Raw genomic sequence first — 18701 nt, forward strand, 5'->3', positions numbered from 1 at the left:
ATTTTTTAAAAATTTTTAATTTTCGGTGGATTGACCGGGGGTCCTTTTTTTTTTTATAATCTTTTTTTGCCCCCGGTTCAAACCCCACGGGACGACATTTCTATAACCTTTAATTCCCTAATATTCTCTCTAACTACCCCACCGGTAACTACTATTTTACTTTTTGCAAATTCCGGTAAATTTTTTATTGTTTCATAAGAAATAGCTATCTTTTTAGCAAAGCTTGCAAAAAATTTATTAACTTTTCCAAGGTAAGAATTCTGTTCATGAATTATAATCGGTACTCTTAAAAAAATTGCCGCAAACATTGGAGCTATAACAGGATAACCGCCAAACCCTACAGTGACGGAAGACTTCATATTATATAATAATTTAATAGCCTTTAAAACTGCAATTGATAACCTAGGTAAAAACAAGAAAATATTACCTGAGCGTTTTAAATCTAGGATATGAAAAATTACTTTCATATCCTGCTTTATATATTGTTTGCATCTTAAATCAGTAATAAAATGAACTTCATAGCCACGTTTGATTAATTCTTCTCCAAGAGCAACTGCCGGGAAAAAATGTCCCCCCGTCCCTCCTGCTACCAAAATGATTTTTTTCATATTTCAATATTACGAATTTTGTACGAATCTAACGGCGTTCGGTGTCTTGTAAAGCCAAGAAGCATGCCGGTAGCGATAGCTATTGCAAGCGTTGAAGAACCACCGTAACTAATAAACGGTAATGTCATACCTTTAGTAGGAAGTAAATGTAAAGTCACGCCCATATTAATTATTGCCTGAAGCCCTAATTGTGCAATTATACCACTAGCAGCGAATTGTATAAATTTATCTGTTTCGTTTAATAACTTAATAAGACTTCTTAATACTATAAAAGCAAATATACCTATAACAATAAGGCAAATAATAGCTCCAAACTCCTCACCTGCTACAGCAAAAATAAAATCCGTATGCGAGTCGGGTAGTACCTGCTTTACTGCCCCTTCCCCTGGACCTCGTCCATATAACCCGCCATACTCAAAAGCCTTAAGAGACTTACTAACTTGATAATTCTCGCTACTATCTGGATCTAAAAACGAATTAATTCTTTGCGTTACGTGCGGTAACCAAAAATAAGCAATAGTTACTCCCATCATTCCTAAAAAACCGGCTAAAACAATCCAAAATATCGGCATACCCGCAATAAACAGTTGAATACCGAAAACTGCCGTAATCATTACAAGCATTCCAAAATCCGGCTGAATAATTAAGAGAATAGCAACAATAGAATAAAGTATTACACAAATCGTAAAACTTGGAAAATCATCATTAAATTTTAGCGATAATATCCAGCCCGTAACAACTGCAAAAAACGGTTTGATAAATTCCGAAGGTTGAATAGATAGACCTAGAATATCAATCCATCGCACTGCGCCTTTTACTTCATAGCCAAAAAATTTAACTACTATTAATAAAACTATACTAGCAATAAATCCAACTATTGCAAAACGCCTTAACCATTTTTTATTAAGACATGAAAATAATAATATAAGTCCTGAAGCGGCAGCTAAATAAAATATTTGTCTAGATGCAAAATAACTTTCTTCAAGACCTATTCTACTTGCTACTGCTGAACCTGAGGTAGTAACAAGCATTAGACTAAAAGCAAATAAGATAATTAAAGAAATTATTATTTGCCTATCGGTACTACGCCACCATAATTTTATAAAGTTATTAGATATTTCGTTATTCATACTATAGTTATTCAATTATGGCTATATTTATAATGTTATTGCATGGATTGGGAAACACCCTCGATGTCACCCCGTGACTTGACCACGGTATCCAGAAAAACAATAAAAAATACTAATATTATTTAGTATTTTTAACTAGACCCCGTGGTCAAGCCACGGGGTGACAGGATATTACACAATTTTATAAACAACTCGCCACGCTCTTCAAAATTTTTAAACTGATCATATGAGCTACAACTAGGTGCTAACAAGATATTTTTTACCTCCGAGTTATCACCTACTGCATCCTTATAAGCAAGATCGAAAGCCTGCTCAAGATTATCACATATTACAAAATCTACTATATTCTTAGCAGTATTTGCAAATATTTCTTTAGCTTGACCATAAAAATAAGCTTTCTTAATTTGACTGAAATAAGGCTTTATTTCCTCAATACCACCCTCTTTAGGGATTCCTCCCGCAAGCCAGTAAATATTATCGAGTGCTTTAATTGATTGCATGGCAGATATGGCATTTGTTGCTTTACTATCATTGTAAAAACTTATATTATTTATACTACCTATATATTGCATTCTATGAGGTAAACTTTGAAAACTACTTATAGATTCAAGTATTTTTTTAGGTTCTACTTCTATTATTTTAGCTACTGCATAACTTGCTGCAATATTCTCACAATTATGAACTCCTTGCAGGTTTTTATTAAAAGGTACAACAGCATAATGCATAAAGCTTGATACAAGCAAATTTTGCAGATCTCGCCTGTGTTCACGTATTTTTATACGCTCCGCAGGCTCACCTTGAAATTCATCTTGTCTAAAACTTTCTGAATTACGCTGTAATTCAAAACTTATATCATCAAAAAAATTATCGCTAATTTTATCATCAACTACCGAAATACCGTTTTCAAGAATTTTAGTAACCGAAAAAGGAATTAGCTTTATACGCTGCTCTTGCTGCAATTTTATAAAGACTTCACGACAATAATCATTATCGATATTAATTACCGCATAACTCTCTTGATCCATTCGATCAAAGATCTTAGATTTTGCTGCAATATAGCAGGTCATATCCTGATGTCTATCTAAATGGTCAGGAGTTATATTAAGAAGCACGGCTATTTTAGCTGTAAAGGTTTTTACTAGATCTAGCTGAAAAGAAGACAATTCAAGTACATATCCATCCTTACTTGCTTTAGCTTGCAAAGCAGAAACTCCAATATTACCGGCAACCGGATAGTCTAAACCGCTACTATTTAAGATATGGCTTATTAAAGCAGTAGTAGTACTTTTACCATTTGTACCGGTTATAGCTATAAATTTTAAGTTTTTTGATTTTGCAAATAATAAGTCTATATCGGAAGTGATTGGAATATTAAAATTTTTTGCAATATTGACTATCTCATGCGTTAAAGGAATTCCAGGACTTAAAACAATTGTATCTAAATTTTGCCATCTTGAATCAGATAAAGCAGCGATAGCGGTTTTACTATATAATTCTTCAAATATATCTCTATTTGCTTTTAAATCATCATAAACAATTACATCATATTTATTTTGCAATTCCTCGTAAACCGATATACCGGTTTTACCAAGCCCAAAAACACCTATTTTTTGTTTTGTATGAGAATTCATGAATTAATTTGAAAGAACATTGTAGTCTTAGTATTCAAGAACAGGTATACTCGATCAACTTCAAAAATTGGCTACATCGTTTTACAAGATCTGCGATGCTCACGTATTAAGTATACGCTCCGCTCCTCGACTTGTAAACCCCTTGCTCTTTTTGAAGTTGATCGAGTATACTAATTCATGTCCTGCATTAATGCTTGTTCACCTTCATTAAATTCACCTTGTCCTTTTACATTACTGTAAGTTGTTTTGCTATGCCCAGGATCAGGTAAATAATAATGAGGCGGAACTTCTAGTGCTTTAGCACGCTGTACTTGATACTCATTAGGTCCAGCTGTTGATATACCTACGGTTTCTTTTAACTTTTTACTACAAGCAGAAGTAATTAATAAAACAGTAAATAATAAAAAAATCTTTTTCACTTAAACACCTATAAATTAAAATTATAATAGACTCCTTGCAAAATGAACTTCTAGAGGTAATTTGTACGTCAATCCGGTACTCGAATCCTCACGTAGGTCTACTACGTTACGGTTCTGCGTTCCGTGTTTTCTTCAAATTCCTCTCTATAAGTTTAATTTTGCAAGGAGTCTATTTTATCGTTACCACCCTTATCGGTATTACGAATTTTTTCAGCTATAGCTTCAATTTTAGCATTATTATAATTCCCTTTAGCCTTTTCTTCAATAACTTTTTTAGTACTATAATAATCTTCTATTAAGATAATTACTCCTATTGTAATAAAGCAATCAGCTAAATTAAATACGGGGAAGCTATAATTCTGATAATGAAAATGGATGAAGTCAAAAACGGCTCCTCTAAAAAATCTATCAATTAGATTACCAACAGCTCCACCGATTACAAAGCTATAACCGGCAAAGCTTCCGATCGTTTTTGAACGTATCATCAAATAATATAAATAACAGACAATAATCGTGTTCGTTATTAAGAAAATAGCATTGCTATATTGATAATATTCACGCATTAGACCAAAGCTAATACCGTAATTCCAAGTATAAACCATATTTAAGAAAGAAGTAACCTTAAGCATTAAGCCAGGCTTCCATCTCAAATTATCAATAAACCACCATTTACTTAACTGATCAATAATCACTAAGGTTATTATTATACGACTACTACGAGCAAATGTGAGATATAGTTTTTTTAGTAGTGGGAGCATAATTGTAAATGTCATTCCCGCGAAAGCGGGAATCCAGAAAAAACAACCTTAATATTAATACAAAATTATATATTTGATAAAATAAACCTATACAAAACAAGTTTTTTATAGATTTTACTAGATTCCCGCTTTCGCGGGAATGACATAAGAGTCGTACAACACCAAGTTGATTACGGTATGACAAGGATTCACTCTACAATGAAACTGTGGCTGCTTTATCAGCTTGCAATTCCTTATCAAGCTTAACATTTAAAGTTTTTATTTCTTTTTTAAATTGTTTAAATTTCTCTAAACTTTTTCCGCTTAATTCTATACCCGGTGTTGTTTTAACTGACATAGGATTAACATGTTTGCCATCAATTTTAACTTCATAATGTAAATGTGGAGCTGTAGCTCTGCCGGTACTTCCGACATATGCGATGATTTGTCCTTGTTTTACGATACTTCCCACTTTTAAATTTTTTGCAAAATTTGAAGCATGCGCATAAGCAGTAGATAGCGTACCGCTATGTTTTACCTGAATAAATTTTCCATAACCCGACTTCCAACCTATTTCTGTTATAACTCCGTTTCCTGCGGCATATATAGGCGTACCGGTTGGAGCTGCAAAGTCAACCCCCTTATGCATTTTAGTATAACCGAGTATCGGATGCTTTCTATTACCGTAATGTGAAGAAACTTTTATAACTTTTAGCGGAGTTTTAAGTAAGCTTCTTTTTACGCTTTTACCATCTTCGGAAAAAAATGCATGATTATTTGTGTTATTGTCATGAGAATAACGATATATATTATATTCTTTCCCTGAAAGATTTAATGAAACATATAGAATTTTACCGTGGTGGGAAAATTTACCGTCTTCTGTCACGTATTTTTCCGTTATTACGATTGCAGTATCACCGCTTTTTATTTGACGCTGAAAATCGATTTGATAAGCATAAGCATTAATCAGCTCTATTATACTGTTATTCGATAAGCCCAGTTTTTTAAGAGCTGACATAAAATTTGCTTCAATACTTACCGACGATTTAGCGACTTTTTTACTTAAAGGTACTACAATTTCTTCAACTTTAAAATTATCACCTTCTCTAATTACTTCAATAGTTTTTAGCTTATCGATAATTATAACGATTTTATTTAAGAATGCTACCTCTGAGGTTAAATCTTCATCCTCGTTTTCGGTAATTTTTGTTTCATATTCAAAAGTAATTTGCTGCCCTATTTTAAGAGCAGAAGATAATTTCCCCTCTTTTATTAAACTTACAATTTTGTCTATTTCATTTTTAGGGATATGTTGTTCTATCAAAATTGACTTTATAGTATCGCCTTTTTTTACTACTACTTCTTTAAATGAAATTGTTTCTTCTTCACTACTATCAGGTTGTACTAAAGTTATGGATAAAGTGTCGTTAACATAATTATTAACGGCAAAAGAGACAAAAACAACTAATCCTATAAATAATAATAAGGAGGCAGAGGTGAGGATTTTCCTGAGACGTGCACTAATAAAAGATGATGGTAATATGCCATTAAAATCATAAGATAGTGCGGTATCATTCATTAAAATTGCTCTGAAGATTATTTGAATCAATTTTTCATTACTAATAATAACTATGACCTATATACAAACAAATTACAATAGAAAATTGTAAAATTTTGCTTTATTTCTGTCTTATTAGTTTTTTATTGATTAAAATTTAATTTTTTATATAAGTTAATTTTCATTAACTTATATAGATAAATACTATGCCTAGACTTTTCCTATTTTTATTAATTTTTATAAATCTTATGTCCTGCTCATCTAGCCATAATACTATCAAATTACCCAAAATAGAATATTATGAGAATATTTCTTTAAATAAAAACTGTCCTATAAATAGTGAAATAGTTCTAGTAGGCGGTTGTTTTGATTTATTACATTACGGTCATATAGAATTTCTACGCAAAGCTAAAAAACACGGTAAATACTTAATCGTTGCTTTAGAACCGGATGAAACAATTATTAAATATAAAAAACGTCAACCTATCCATAATCAATTACAACGAGCAAAAATTTTAAGTTCTTTCACATTTGTTGATAAAGTACTTATATTACCTAAACTAAAAGATTTTAATGATTACGCTCGGTTAGTGCAAAATATTTGTCCTTCTGTAATCGCCGTAACAAAGCACGATCCTCAGTTAATAAATAAATCAATTCAAGCAAAATTAATAAATGCGAAAGTAATAGAAGTTATTGACTTACTGCAACATCCTAATATAGGTACACTTTCTAGCTCAAATATTATTAAAAATATGTAGTTTTTACAAAAATTTATCGATTTTTACTTTAATAAAACTGTATATCCATTTATATTAAATATAAATAACTTTATATGTGCTATGAAAAATATTATTAGACATCTTTCCAAACCAACTTATAGAGAGGAATTTAAAGGAGACACTTCCCCTCGAACCGCAGCGTACAAAAGCGTACGTGAGGATTCGAGTACCGGATCGACGTATAAATTACCTCCAAAAGCGAAATTTGGAAAGATGTCTATTGCTTTAATTTGTTTTTTGATTATTAGTAGTAATTGCTTTGCTTCCGAGCCGTTACCTTGGCAAGTAACATTCCAACCGCCGGCAAGTCCGATTATGGAAGAATTACATCATTTTCATAATTTTCTGCTTTATATCTCAACAGCTATTGTTTTATTTGTTGCCGGATTACTTGGCTTTGTATGCATCAGATTTAATGCAAAAAATAATCCCGTACCGGCAAAATTTTCACATAATGTTTTAATAGAAATAATTTGGACTGTAATACCTATAATAATTTTAGTTATTATTGCAGTGCCGTCTTTTAAAATATTGCATCATGCCGAAAAAATACCCGAAACGGATTTAACTATTAAAGTAGTAGGTTATCAATGGTATTGGCATTATATATATCCTGATCATGATAATTTAGAATTTGATAGCGTAATAATCTCTGATGAGAATTTAAAACCTAACCAAAAAAGATTATTAGATGTTGATAATCGAATTGTTATCCCTGAAAATGCTACCGTAAGGTTTCTCATTACCGCAGGTGACGTAATACATAGTTTTGCCGTTCCATCACTTGGGTTTAAAATAGATGCAGTCCCAGGCAGAATAAACGAAACCTGGACAAGAGTGGCTAAAAAAGGCGTATATTACGGGCAATGCTCCGAACTATGCGGTATCCATCACGGCTTCATGCCGATTGCTATAGAAGTAGTAAGTAAAGAGGATTTTAACAATTGGATTGCAAGCAAGAATAAGACGGCTATGAATGGCAAGAAGACAAAATTGGCAACTAACTAATTATATTTAGAAGTTCTATGGACAATTATAATACAAAAATATCTGAACTAGATAAATTACTAAACGATATAACCGATTCCATCAAGAAATTATTAAGTATTGATGATTCAGCAGGTAAAGAAGCATGGTAATTTATAAAGAAAGTATTTTATAAACTAAAACTATTACTTTAAATTTTTAATATATGACTAACCACAATAACCCTTATCCCCATCTTTTTCCTAAACAAGCGAAAGAAACGATATTTTTAAAACATTTTATCCATAATCCAAATATAATAGTCGGAGATTACACTTATTACAATGACGCTAATCACCCTGAGAAATTTGAATATAAAAATGTTAGAGGAGCTTATTTTGTTAAATTGATTATAGGAAAATTTTGTGCTATTGCTATGGGGTACTACTAGTTTTATAACCGATGATATGAATCATCCTATGGACGGCTTTTCTACTTATCCTTTCTTTATTTTTGAAAATTGGAATAATTACACGCCTTCACCTGACAAAAAAAGAGACACCGTTATAGGAAATGATGTATGGCTTGGTACAAACTCTACCATTTTGCCCGGAGTTAATATAGGTGACGGAGCAATTATCGGTGCTTGCTCAGTAGTAGCTAAAGATGTACCACCGTATAGTATAGTATTGTTGCCGGTAATCCTGCAAAGATAGTACACTATAGATTTCCTGATGAGATAGTTGAGCAATTACTTGAAATTAAATGGTGGGATTGAGATTATGATAAAATCACTCGGAATACTCCGGCAATTGTTGGCACAGATATCGAAAAATTAAAACAGGCAAAATAATAATTATGGATATAACTACTACCGAAATTTATCACGATGACCACCACACCCCACACGGTTGGAGGCGATGGCTTTTTTCTACCAATCACAAAGATATCGGCATTATGTATATTATATTTGCCGTTTTTGCTGGAATTGTCGGAGGTTTGTTCTCACTACTTTTTAGGTTAGAACTTGCAATGCCCGGCGGCACTTTCTTAAATCATGATTTCCAGCTATATAACGTGCTTATCACAGCACATGCGGTTATTATGGTATTCTTTATGATTATGCCGGCTTTGTTCGGTGGCTTTGGTAACTATTTCGTACCTCTGTTAATAGGGGCTCCCGATATGGCATTTCCACGCCTTAACAATATCAGTTTTTGGCTACTAGTTCCTGCTTTTCTTTTACTCATGGGATCAGCTTTTGTTGACGGTGGGCCGGGAACGGGCTGGACGCTCTACCCTCCTTTAAGTAATTTAAGTGGTCACCCCGGTGCAGCCGTTGATATGGCTATTTTCAGTTTACATTTAACCGGTCTATCTTCAATCCTTGGATCAATTAACTTAATCGTTACTATCTTTAATATGAGAGCTCCGGGAATGGGACTTTTCAAGATGCCGTTATTCGTTTGGTCTATTTTAGTTACCGCATTTCTAATAATTCTTGCTATGCCGGTACTTGGTGGAGCTATTACTATGCTACTTACAGATCGTAATTTTGGGACTACTTTCTTTAAGCCTGACGGCGGCGGTGATCCTGTATTATTTCAGCATCTATTTTGGTTTTTCGGTCATCCTGAAGTATATATCGTAATACTTCCAGGCTTTGGTATAATAAGTCAAGTTATTTCAACTTTTTCACGCAAACCTATATTCGGCTATCAAGGTATGGTCGGGGCTATGGTAATAATAGGCTTTGTTGGATTTATCGTATGGGCTCATCATATGTTTACTGTTGGGCTTTCTTATAATGCACTTATATATTTCACTGCCGGAACGATGATTATAGCAGTTCCGACGGGTATTAAAATATTTAGCTGGATAGCGACTATGTGGGGTGGTTCGATTACATTTCCAACTCCTATGCTATTTTCGATAGGATTTATTATATTATTCACGATCGGCGGCGTAACCGGCATAATCCTATCAAATTCGGCACTTGATAGAGTTTTGCACGATACATATTATGTTGTTGCACATTTCCATTATACGATGTCGCTCGGTGCTTTATTTACGGCATTTGCAGGCTTTTATTATTGGTTTGGCAAAATATCTGGTAAACAATATCCGGACATTTTAGGCAAAATTCATTTTTGGATTACCTTTATAGGCGTTAATTTAACTTTCTTCCCGCAGCATTTCTTAGGTCTTGCGGGCATGCCAAGAAGAATACCCGACTATCCTGAAGCTTTCGCCGGCTGGAACATGGTTTCATCGATAGGAGCAGGTATTTCTATGTTTGCTGCCCTTTATTTTGTATTTATCGTTTTCTATACGCTAAAATACGGCAAAGATTGTCCCAACAATCCCTGGGGAGAAGGAGCAGACACATTAGAGTGGACACTTACCTCACCACCGCCGTTCCATACTTTTGAAACACCACCGCATATTGAGAGGTAATAGTGGCTTTGCTGCGTGGATGCCAAGTCACCATTACGAGGAGTTGCGTTAGCAACGATGCGGCAATCTCATAAGATAATATAAAAAAAACTCCTGAGATTGCCACGTCAGCATAAATTCTGGCTCGCAATGATGGGATCTTTATGAACTGTTCAGTACTATGAAGAATGACATAGCTGACAGAAAAATAATAAAACGATAATAAAATGTATAAAAAACCGATAATAGGTGTTACACCTGATTTAGCTCAAAATTGTGAAAAATATACTTACGCTGCTTTTCCATGGTATGCCTTGCGAAGAAACTATACCGATGCGATTATTGCAGCCGGCGGTGTACCGCTATTATTACCTTATCAAAGTGATACAATAAATCAGCTTATGGAACTTGTTGATGGTGTTGTAATACCAGGCGGTGATGAGGACATACATCCTAAATTTTATGAGCCGGAATACACCGAAAATGTAGTAGTTTCCAATGAAGAACGTGATAATTTTGAGATATTAGTTTTAAAGAAAGCATTAGAGAGAGATATTCCGGTTTTAGGAATATGCCGAGGTATGCAGTTATTAAACGTTATTTTTAAGGGTACGCTTATTAAACATATTCCTGATTATATTGAAACTGTAATTAATCATATACAACCTTCGCCTAAAAACATCGTTTCGCATGCAATTAATATAGAAGCAAATACTAAACTTGCTAAAATAGCTAATAATCAGCTACAAACTATGGTTAATTCGACTCATCACCAGGCTGCTAAACAACTTGGTAATGATCTTATCGTATCTGCAAAAGCAGAAGACGGTATAATTGAAGCCATTGAATCAACGAAACATAAATTTGTTATCGGCGTTCAATGGCATCCTGAATATCTTAACGATAATGGAGTAGATTTAGAATTATTTAAAGAATTCGTAAAAGTTAGTAAGTAAATATTAGTTTTTAACATCATTAGATGAACATATTACAAACGCTTTATTATATTCATATCCAAGCAGCCAACAACATACGGAATTTTTAGAGCGTTCATATACGAAAGTAGAACCTCTACCATTGTCTTCTAGTTGATACTGACCATAAATTACAAGTCCACATTGTTCTTGCCAAGCAATTGAATATTTTACTCGATTATCTTGCACATCCCATTGTTGTAAACAGCCGCTAATTAATACAATTCATTTCAATCACAAATAGTTTAACCAATTTTTGTATTACCAAATCTTCTTGTTGTTCTACTTGTATATTATCACAATAAGCTATATGTGAGTTTAAATTATTAGTAGCATAAGCTCATGTTATAGAGACTATAATAGTAAATAATATAATAAAAATTTTCATATGATACCTTATTTATTAAATTTAAATTAATATATTTTAAGATACTTAATAAGAAACTAATAATCAAATATTATTTATTGTACTATATTATCATTTTAAACAAGATTTCGGATCTTTGATCTGCTATATTATCGTCAAAAACATTATTTATGACTGCTGATTATTCTTTTTTGAAAAGTTTTGCTGAGTATATCATTGATAAATTAGGTAAAGGTACAGAAGTTCAAATAATATTGCCTAATAATTTCTCATGCCTAGAATTAAAGAAGATTTTAACCGATAAATATAAAATTAAATTACCTATAATTATTCCTTTTAATTCTCTTATTTCAAAAAAAACTGATTCGGATTATATATCTAAAATAGAAGAATTACTTATTTTATCATCCATTATCACCGAATATAAAAAAGAATTACCTTTTAATAAAAATGAATCATTAAAAGCTGCAGAACTTTTAAGAAAATTGTTTAATGATCTTATAATCAATAATATCGATATAAAATTAATTGAAGTCTATAACAATTCTAACTATTGGCAAAAGATTTATAAATTTCTAGAATATTGCTTTTTAAGATGGCAAGAAGAAATATCGTTTACTCAAAAACAAACTAAAGCAGTTTATAAATTAAAGCTATTACAAGAAGAAATAATAAAAATAAAAAAGGGACATAAGCAGGTAATACTCACCGGAATATTCAAGCCTAATGTTTTTTTAAAAAGATTTGAAGAAGAATTAAAGGATTACATAATTCACTATAATCCTGCCTCCAAGCAGATTAGCGATGGTATGTCTTATTATGAACCTAATGACATTTATGAAGAAACTAAACAAATAGCTTATATATGTAGCCGTAATAAAGACAGACGGATTGCAATCGTTACAAATAATAATAAGCTTAAAAGAGTATATTGTAATTTTTTAGACAAATATGAAGATCTATTAGGTAATGACTTAAGGCTTACTAATATAGGTGAATTACTAACTTCCATTGTTAAAATATTATGTAATAATTTTGATTTAAAACTTCTATTTTTATTACTTAAAAATCCTTTAATTAACTGCCCTATTGTGCAGCAGTTAGAGTTAATGCTGTCTAATAAAAACCGTTTTATATCCTCACCGAAATATTTATTGCAATTACAATTTGATAATGAGGATATAAGAGAGTATTGCCGTAACTTAATAGATATTTTATTTACCGATACTCCACATAATATACAAGCTATTCTAACCTTAACTAAAGAAATAACTGAAAAACTTTTGCCTACTATTTGGGCAAAAGAAGGAGGAGCAGAACTACTTGAGTTTTTAACAAATTTAACCGCATATAGTAAATATATAAATTCAACGGATAAAAAGGATTTTCCTAAAATTTTTTCTTTTTTACTTTCTAATATCAAATATTACAAAAATACCAACACTGCTAGTATTATTATAGGACGGCCTGAAGATTTAGCATTATGTGAATTTGACTTAATTATATTACCGCATTTTAATAATGAAAACTGGACACTTAGTGCTAAAGCTCACCCATGGCTTAGCAAGAAAGCCTTGCAGATACTAAATATAGATTACGATGAAATCGCCCATACTCTATATTCAGATTACTTCAATTTATTTCTACAAAATAAACAAATAGTTATACTGAATGCTAAAAAATATGATGGGAAGTTGTCAGTACCGAGTAATTTATTTTTGAAACTAGAAAAAGGTTCTGTGTCACCCCGTGAATTGATCACGGGATCCAGTAATTATATGGATACCGTGGTCAAACCACGGTATGACAAGAGTATTGAGATCCACAGCCCCTCTTTTCCAACCACCTTATCAGTAACCGAAATAGAAACATTAATAAGAAACCCATACGGTTTTTATGCTAAGAAAATTCTTGGACTACGTAAAAAAGATCATATATGGGAAGAGCCTAAAATATCGGATTTCGGTAATTTGATTCATAAAGTTTTAGAGGAATATTCTAAAAATTATGACAAACAATATATTAATTTAAATTTGCTTGATAAACAAAATGCTTTAATAAATATCGGTAATCATATTTTATATAGCACTATTTTACCAAGCTACACAAAAAAAACTTGGCAAATAAAACTCACGGCTTTCAGCAAAGCTTTTATTTTATTTGATATAGAACGCCGAAAAAACTGCAAAGAAATATATTTTGAAACTAAAGGGGAGTTACGGCTAAATATTGTAGGTCAAGATATAAAAATAATCGGTATAGCTGACCGAATTGAAATAAGTAAATCAAACAATATAACTATACTAGATTATAAGACCGGTACTATTCCGACTAAGAAAGAAATAGAGCTTGGACTCTCTCCGCAACTTATCATAGAAAGTTTGATGTTACTAGAAAACGGATTTACGCAATGTAATTCTCTGTCCCTTTTATGTCATCCCCAGCCCCTTTTGTGTTATTCCCGCGAAAGCGGGAATCCAGTTATGAATAACAATATTACTATCGCCTACGTAAAAATAACTAGTACCGAACCTTATGTGCAAACAACGGAAATAGCTTTAAGCATCGAGACTTTAAATAAACATAAAGCAGGATTAGTAAAATTACTTGAACATTATATTACAAATAAATTCTTTTCTTATGATTTGAATTTATCAAAGTATAATGATTATTTGCATTTGAGTCGATAGGCTAATTATGTCATTCCTGCAAAGGTCCATGGGTGTCAACTTAAGACTCAATATCATTCCCGCATAGGCGGGAATCCAGTACTTTAAAACTTTTTTTAAAGCTCGATTTATCTCGCTTTACCCCAGATTCCCGCCTACGCGGGAATGATATAAACAAACCATGCAACAAGGCTTTCAGTCGCTCACAATGACGGCTTAGCAACTAACTGCTCACAATAGTGCTTACAACCCCATCACTAACTTAAATTCTTTACTTTTAATAATCTTACTATTCGTATTATAAATAATCGGATCGTTAATTTTTTCATGACCGAATCTATTTGTTTTAAATACCGGTATATCTAAACTATCTGCAAAATTACGAAGCACTAACATTGTGGCATCAAGATCTTTACCAAATGAACCAAATATTATCGCCTTAACATCCTCAAGTAACCCTGCTTGCTTTAAGTGTAAAAGCTCACGATCTAATCTAAAAGGAACTACATTCACATCTTCTAAAAAAAGAATTTTGCCCTTAGTCTTTATTTGCCAACTCGTTCCTATACTAGTCTGCACCATAGTTAAGTTACCGCCTGTTAGTTTGCCGTTAACAAGATCACTTGATTTTGCTATATCGTTAAGAGGCACTAAATTATCTATAGTAACCTGCTTTACTTTACCTTTTAATATTTCAGCAAGCTTGGTAAAATTACCTTGATCTTGTTCCGGCTTTAAGAGATCAACTATATTACTGCCGTGAATAGTTTTCCAGCCCCATTCTTGTGATAGAAAAAGATGTAACGCCGTTATATCGCTATATCCTATAAAGAATTTCTCTTTATTTGGTTTTGATAGCTTTAGTAAATCGGGAATCATTCTCGCAGAGCCGTAACCACCTCGTAAACTCCATACTATATTATCAGACTCATCAAATAATGCATCCCGCAGGCAATTAAATCTTACTTCATCGCTACTTGCAAGAAAGGGTAGCTTACCTTTAGCACAACACTTAGAAGGAATTTGTAAATTTAGTCCATTAATATTTTTTAAATCCGACAAGGTTTTATTATCCGCTCCTGTTGCCGGAGCAACAACAGTAATAGAGATATTTTTTAGACTATGACCAGCAGAAAAAGTTGATATTGAAAAAAATAATATTATTAGTAAAGATATATTTTTAAGAATCATGAATATAGTTGATAGATATTGTTATATGAACAGGTAAACCTACTCTGTCATGCCGTGGCTTGACCACGGTATCCAGTCTTTATTTTATTTTTTCTAGATACCGTGGACAAGCCACGCTATGACAGAGGCAAGCACTGGATCCCCATTTTAGCTAGGAATGACATAAAAGGGAACAGAAATGACATAGAAAATGAGAATAACCTTAAGAAACTATTCTAAATAAAAAGCAGCAGCAGCATCACCGGTAAGCTCTACTGCTTTAGCCTTGATTTGGTCAATAGTAAGGCCACTATATTCTACAAACCGACCTAATAAAGTAGCGTCCTGACCAAAAAAATTAATGTTCTTAACAACAGTTGCTTTATCTATATTAGCTTTCCTCATATCATATACAAGCTTTAATGCTTCTTTTTGTGCTGGTAGTTCATGAGTATCAAATAGTGCTAAAGTCTTTACTTTTTCTCCAAGTTTATTCGCCGAAGCCTCTAATATTTCATCATCTTCAGATTTATCAGTTGAATTTTCGCTTATTCTAAGATTTTCTATTTTAGGTTCAACAAGCTTTGTCCATAGCTGGTCAGTTGAACTACAATCACAATCGGCTAGATATTTTCTACCTTCTTCTCCAGTTTTTACAGCATTTTCAAGAAACTCTTTAACTATCCACTTATTGTTAAATTTGTTATAAGCAGCTTTTATGAATAGTTCTAAATTATTAGAACCTAAATCTAAGAATTTTTGTTTAAGGTCCATAGGGATATGACTTTTTGTATCTAGCCATGTTTGCATTCCTGATAATATTTCTGACATTATCTTATTAGTGTCTTGTGTCGGTACAGTAATATTATTACTCTTAATAGTAATAGTAGCCTCAAGTGCATTTTTAGTACTAGCATCCAAGTTAGATACTAAGTTTTCATACTGGGCTGGGTTACTTTTAGCTTCTTTTAAAGTGCTTACTATTTTCTTAAATTTTGGTACTATTTCTGAATGACTACCCGTAGTGCTTGTCATCCAATCCCATTTAAAATATTCAAACCCGCCGGTAGCATGATTTGGAACTTCAACATGTGCAGATTTATGGTCATATCTAATGCCGATTACATTAAGATCGTTTTTATATTTATTTACTTGAATATCGATATCATTACGCTGTTTTTTAAAGTGTTGCTCTAATTTTTTCATACTCTCCTCCTTAATTCATATTTTTAATTAGTGTCCATATTATACTTATATATCACTATATGTCACAATAAAGCACTAATAGAAATTAACTTTTTGCTATATCACAAGCATGTAAGTCACGCTTAAAGTACAAACTACTATTCTTATTTAAGATTACCCGATAAATCTGAACATTTTCAAGTACTCTTTGAACGTAATCTCTTGTTTCTCGATAAGGTATAAGTTCTATCCAATCAATAACTTTTCTTGTATCTTTTATATCCCTTGGATCACCAAACCTATCTATCCATTTTACTACATTATGACTTCCGGCATTGTAAGAGGCAATGGATAGAATATAAGAACCTTTATGATCATCTAATAATTTTTTGAAATGATGCGAACCAAGTTTAATATTATATACCGGATTTCTAGTTAAGTCTGCTACATTACATTTAACATTTATGGCTCTTGCGGTATCACAAGCAGTACCTTTAATAAGTTGCATGAGCCCCATAGCATTTGCATAACTTACTGCTTTATGATCAAAAACCGATTCTTGTCTAATTATTCCATAAGTTAAATGAGGTGGGATAGGCAAACCTACTAGATTATAAGGCGTTGGAAAAGCACAATCCGGAATAAAAGCATTATTTTGGGCGGCAATTTTTGCCACCTCAACCATATGATTAGTATTATTATTTGCTTTAATAATATTTGCAATTATTTGAATTTCTGCAGAATTTTTAGTGTTTTTCATTGCTGCTTTGGAATATATCAGTGCTAAGTAGTTTTTATTATATTTAACCAATAACCTTATTGCTTTAATAATCTCTTTATTTTCTATAATTTTCCTTTCTTCAGAAGTTATTACGGGAATAGGAGGTAAAACTAACTTTTTCCTATTTAATTCAATATTTGCTGCCTGCCCATAAAAGGTAAAAGAATATTTGGCTGCCTGCTTATAAAATTTTCTAGCCGTTTGCTTATCGCCTTTTACTGCATAAGTACGACCGAGCCAATAAAACCCACGTGCCAAACTAATCGGAGTTTTAACAACTTTGATAAACTTATTAAAATGTACTAATGCTTGATCAGGCTTTTTTAAAAAACTTAAAGAAAGCCAGCCCGCAAGCCACTCCTGCTCTCTTATAGTTTCAGGACAAGTAGCAAAAGGAAGCGTTGCAATTCTATAACTATTAGCAAAATCTTTGTAATCGATGAATTCACGAGCATAATAGGACTGAACACGACACCACTTAGCAAAATGTTTACGGTTATTTTTAGCTTTCTTAAACAAAGTAATAATTTCCTTTGTCGGCTTTTGCATTTTTTTAAAATCTAAATAACGATATAATAAACCAGAAGTATAGTATTTTTCAGGAACACTTTTAAAAAGCTTTTCAGCATTTGGCGATTTACCTATAATCGCAATTTGGACTTTAAAAGAATTACGGTAACCTTGATCTACATATTTCAGGGATTGCTCAGCAGATCTAATATCATTTTTCCATAAATGTTCTTCTATTCGCTCTAAATGATCACTCGCAGTTAAATATTTATGCCACTTATTGTAATATGCATTTTCTTCTTCAGGAGTGAAATTGGCGTATACCCAAGCCTCTTTAATAATAGGTAGTAATATCTTCTGATCTTTGATTAAACTACTTGCAGCTGCCGCATAAAATTTATAACCTTTGCCGGTAAGAGGAGGATGTTTACTAAACCAATCAAAAATTACTTTTTTATTTGTATTATTATTTAGATATTCTTCCGCCCTTTCTTCAAGCAGCTTATTTTGAGGCCAATCCGGGTTATTGCATAAAAACCTTATTACATGTTCAAAACTATTATCTAAATATTTATTATCTAAATATTTCTGAGAAAGTACAATTTTTGTTAAAATTTTATTATTTACTTCTAGAGCTAAATCTTCGGCTTGTGACCAATTTTTTTGATCGATATAGGTAAAAACTTGCTTAACATTATCTACAGAATCAGAATTAGCATTTACTTTCAAAACTAATAACAAGAATATAGAAGTTAATAATTTTATTGTGATTTTCATA

The 18701-nt window shown here is 32.3% G+C and carries 14 protein-coding genes and 2 pseudogenes; 6 read left to right on the forward strand and 10 right to left on the reverse strand.

Annotated features, from left to right (window positions below):
• Window positions 1–110: 110 nt before the first annotated feature.
• The 6 genes and pseudogenes from AB4K15_RS02470 to AB4K15_RS02495 all read right to left on the reverse strand — a co-directional run.
• A pseudogene (locus AB4K15_RS02470) lies at window positions 111–608 on the reverse strand (glycosyltransferase); the annotation flags it as partial.
• On the reverse strand, window positions 605–1738 hold the full coding sequence (gene ftsW / locus AB4K15_RS02475; protein ID WP_032074175.1) for a putative lipid II flippase FtsW: 1134 nt from the start codon (window positions 1736–1738) through the stop codon (window positions 605–607). The gene ftsW and the pseudogene AB4K15_RS02470, both read right to left, overlap by 4 nt.
• 131 nt (window positions 1739–1869) lie before the next feature.
• Window positions 1870–3369, reverse strand: coding sequence for a UDP-N-acetylmuramoyl-L-alanine--D-glutamate ligase (murD, locus tag AB4K15_RS02480; protein ID WP_032074174.1), 1500 nt, complete (start codon window positions 3367–3369; stop codon window positions 1870–1872).
• A gap of 170 nt (window positions 3370–3539) precedes the next feature.
• Complete coding sequence (locus AB4K15_RS02485) at window positions 3540–3788, reverse strand: DUF3035 domain-containing protein (protein ID WP_014365878.1); 249 nt, start codon at window positions 3786–3788, stop codon at window positions 3540–3542.
• Between the two features lie 152 nt (window positions 3789–3940).
• Complete coding sequence (lspA, locus tag AB4K15_RS02490; RefSeq protein ID WP_032074173.1) at window positions 3941–4546, reverse strand: signal peptidase II; 606 nt, start codon at window positions 4544–4546, stop codon at window positions 3941–3943.
• Window positions 4547–4739: 193 nt separating this feature from the next.
• Window positions 4740–6104, reverse strand: a complete 1365-nt coding sequence (locus tag AB4K15_RS02495; protein WP_032074172.1) for a peptidoglycan DD-metalloendopeptidase family protein — start codon at window positions 6102–6104, stop codon at window positions 4740–4742.
• Window positions 6105–6331: 227 nt separating this feature from the next.
• Here AB4K15_RS02495 and AB4K15_RS02500 point away from each other — a divergent pair, with 227 nt between their 5' ends.
• From AB4K15_RS02500 to AB4K15_RS02520, 5 genes and pseudogenes are all read left to right on the forward strand, one after another.
• Window positions 6332–6844 carry an FAD synthase family protein gene (locus AB4K15_RS02500; protein WP_500224333.1) on the forward strand — a complete coding sequence of 171 codons (513 nt, stop codon included), beginning with the start codon at window positions 6332–6334 and terminating at the stop codon, window positions 6842–6844.
• A gap of 81 nt (window positions 6845–6925) precedes the next feature.
• Complete coding sequence (gene coxB, locus AB4K15_RS02505; protein WP_032074170.1) at window positions 6926–7873, forward strand: cytochrome c oxidase subunit II; 948 nt, start codon at window positions 6926–6928, stop codon at window positions 7871–7873.
• 184 nt (window positions 7874–8057) lie between these two features.
• Window positions 8058–8684: pseudogene (locus tag AB4K15_RS02510) on the forward strand (CatB-related O-acetyltransferase).
• A gap of 5 nt (window positions 8685–8689) precedes the next feature.
• On the forward strand, window positions 8690–10288 hold the full coding sequence (ctaD, locus tag AB4K15_RS02515; protein ID WP_032074169.1) for a cytochrome c oxidase subunit I: 1599 nt from the start codon (window positions 8690–8692) through the stop codon (window positions 10286–10288).
• Between the two features lie 206 nt (window positions 10289–10494).
• Window positions 10495–11223, forward strand: a complete 729-nt coding sequence (locus AB4K15_RS02520) for a gamma-glutamyl-gamma-aminobutyrate hydrolase family protein (protein WP_032074168.1) — start codon at window positions 10495–10497, stop codon at window positions 11221–11223.
• Window positions 11224–11226: 3 nt separating this feature from the next.
• Here AB4K15_RS02520 and AB4K15_RS02525 read toward each other — a convergent pair whose 3' ends face one another.
• Window positions 11227–11430 (reverse strand): hypothetical protein, encoded by a 204-nt coding sequence (locus AB4K15_RS02525; RefSeq protein WP_500224340.1) that lies wholly within the window; start codon window positions 11428–11430, stop codon window positions 11227–11229.
• Window positions 11431–11778: 348 nt separating this feature from the next.
• Here AB4K15_RS02525 and AB4K15_RS02530 point away from each other — a divergent pair, with 348 nt between their 5' ends.
• A complete protein-coding gene (locus AB4K15_RS02530; protein ID WP_500224342.1) occupies window positions 11779–14298 on the forward strand; it encodes a PD-(D/E)XK nuclease family protein in 2520 nt (839 codons plus the stop codon).
• Between the two features lie 222 nt (window positions 14299–14520).
• On the opposite strand, the gene AB4K15_RS02535 is transcribed toward AB4K15_RS02530, so the two are convergent.
• The 3 genes from AB4K15_RS02535 to AB4K15_RS02545 all read right to left on the reverse strand — a co-directional run bounded on the left by AB4K15_RS02535 (window position 14521) and on the right by AB4K15_RS02545 (window position 18700).
• On the reverse strand, window positions 14521–15468 hold the full coding sequence (locus tag AB4K15_RS02535) for a S66 peptidase family protein (RefSeq protein ID WP_032074166.1): 948 nt from the start codon (window positions 15466–15468) through the stop codon (window positions 14521–14523).
• Between the two features lie 210 nt (window positions 15469–15678).
• Window positions 15679–16653, reverse strand: a complete 975-nt coding sequence (gene srfF, locus AB4K15_RS02540; RefSeq protein ID WP_032074165.1) for an SrfF family effector protein — start codon at window positions 16651–16653, stop codon at window positions 15679–15681.
• 85 nt (window positions 16654–16738) lie between these two features.
• Window positions 16739–18700: a lytic transglycosylase domain-containing protein gene (locus tag AB4K15_RS02545; protein ID WP_032074164.1), complete on the reverse strand. Its 1962-nt coding sequence runs from the start codon at window positions 18698–18700 to the stop codon at window positions 16739–16741.
• Window position 18701 lies beyond the last annotated feature (1 nt).

The organism is Rickettsia aeschlimannii (assembly GCF_047973405.1).
Lineage (GTDB): Bacteria > Pseudomonadota > Alphaproteobacteria > Rickettsiales > Rickettsiaceae > Rickettsia > Rickettsia rickettsii.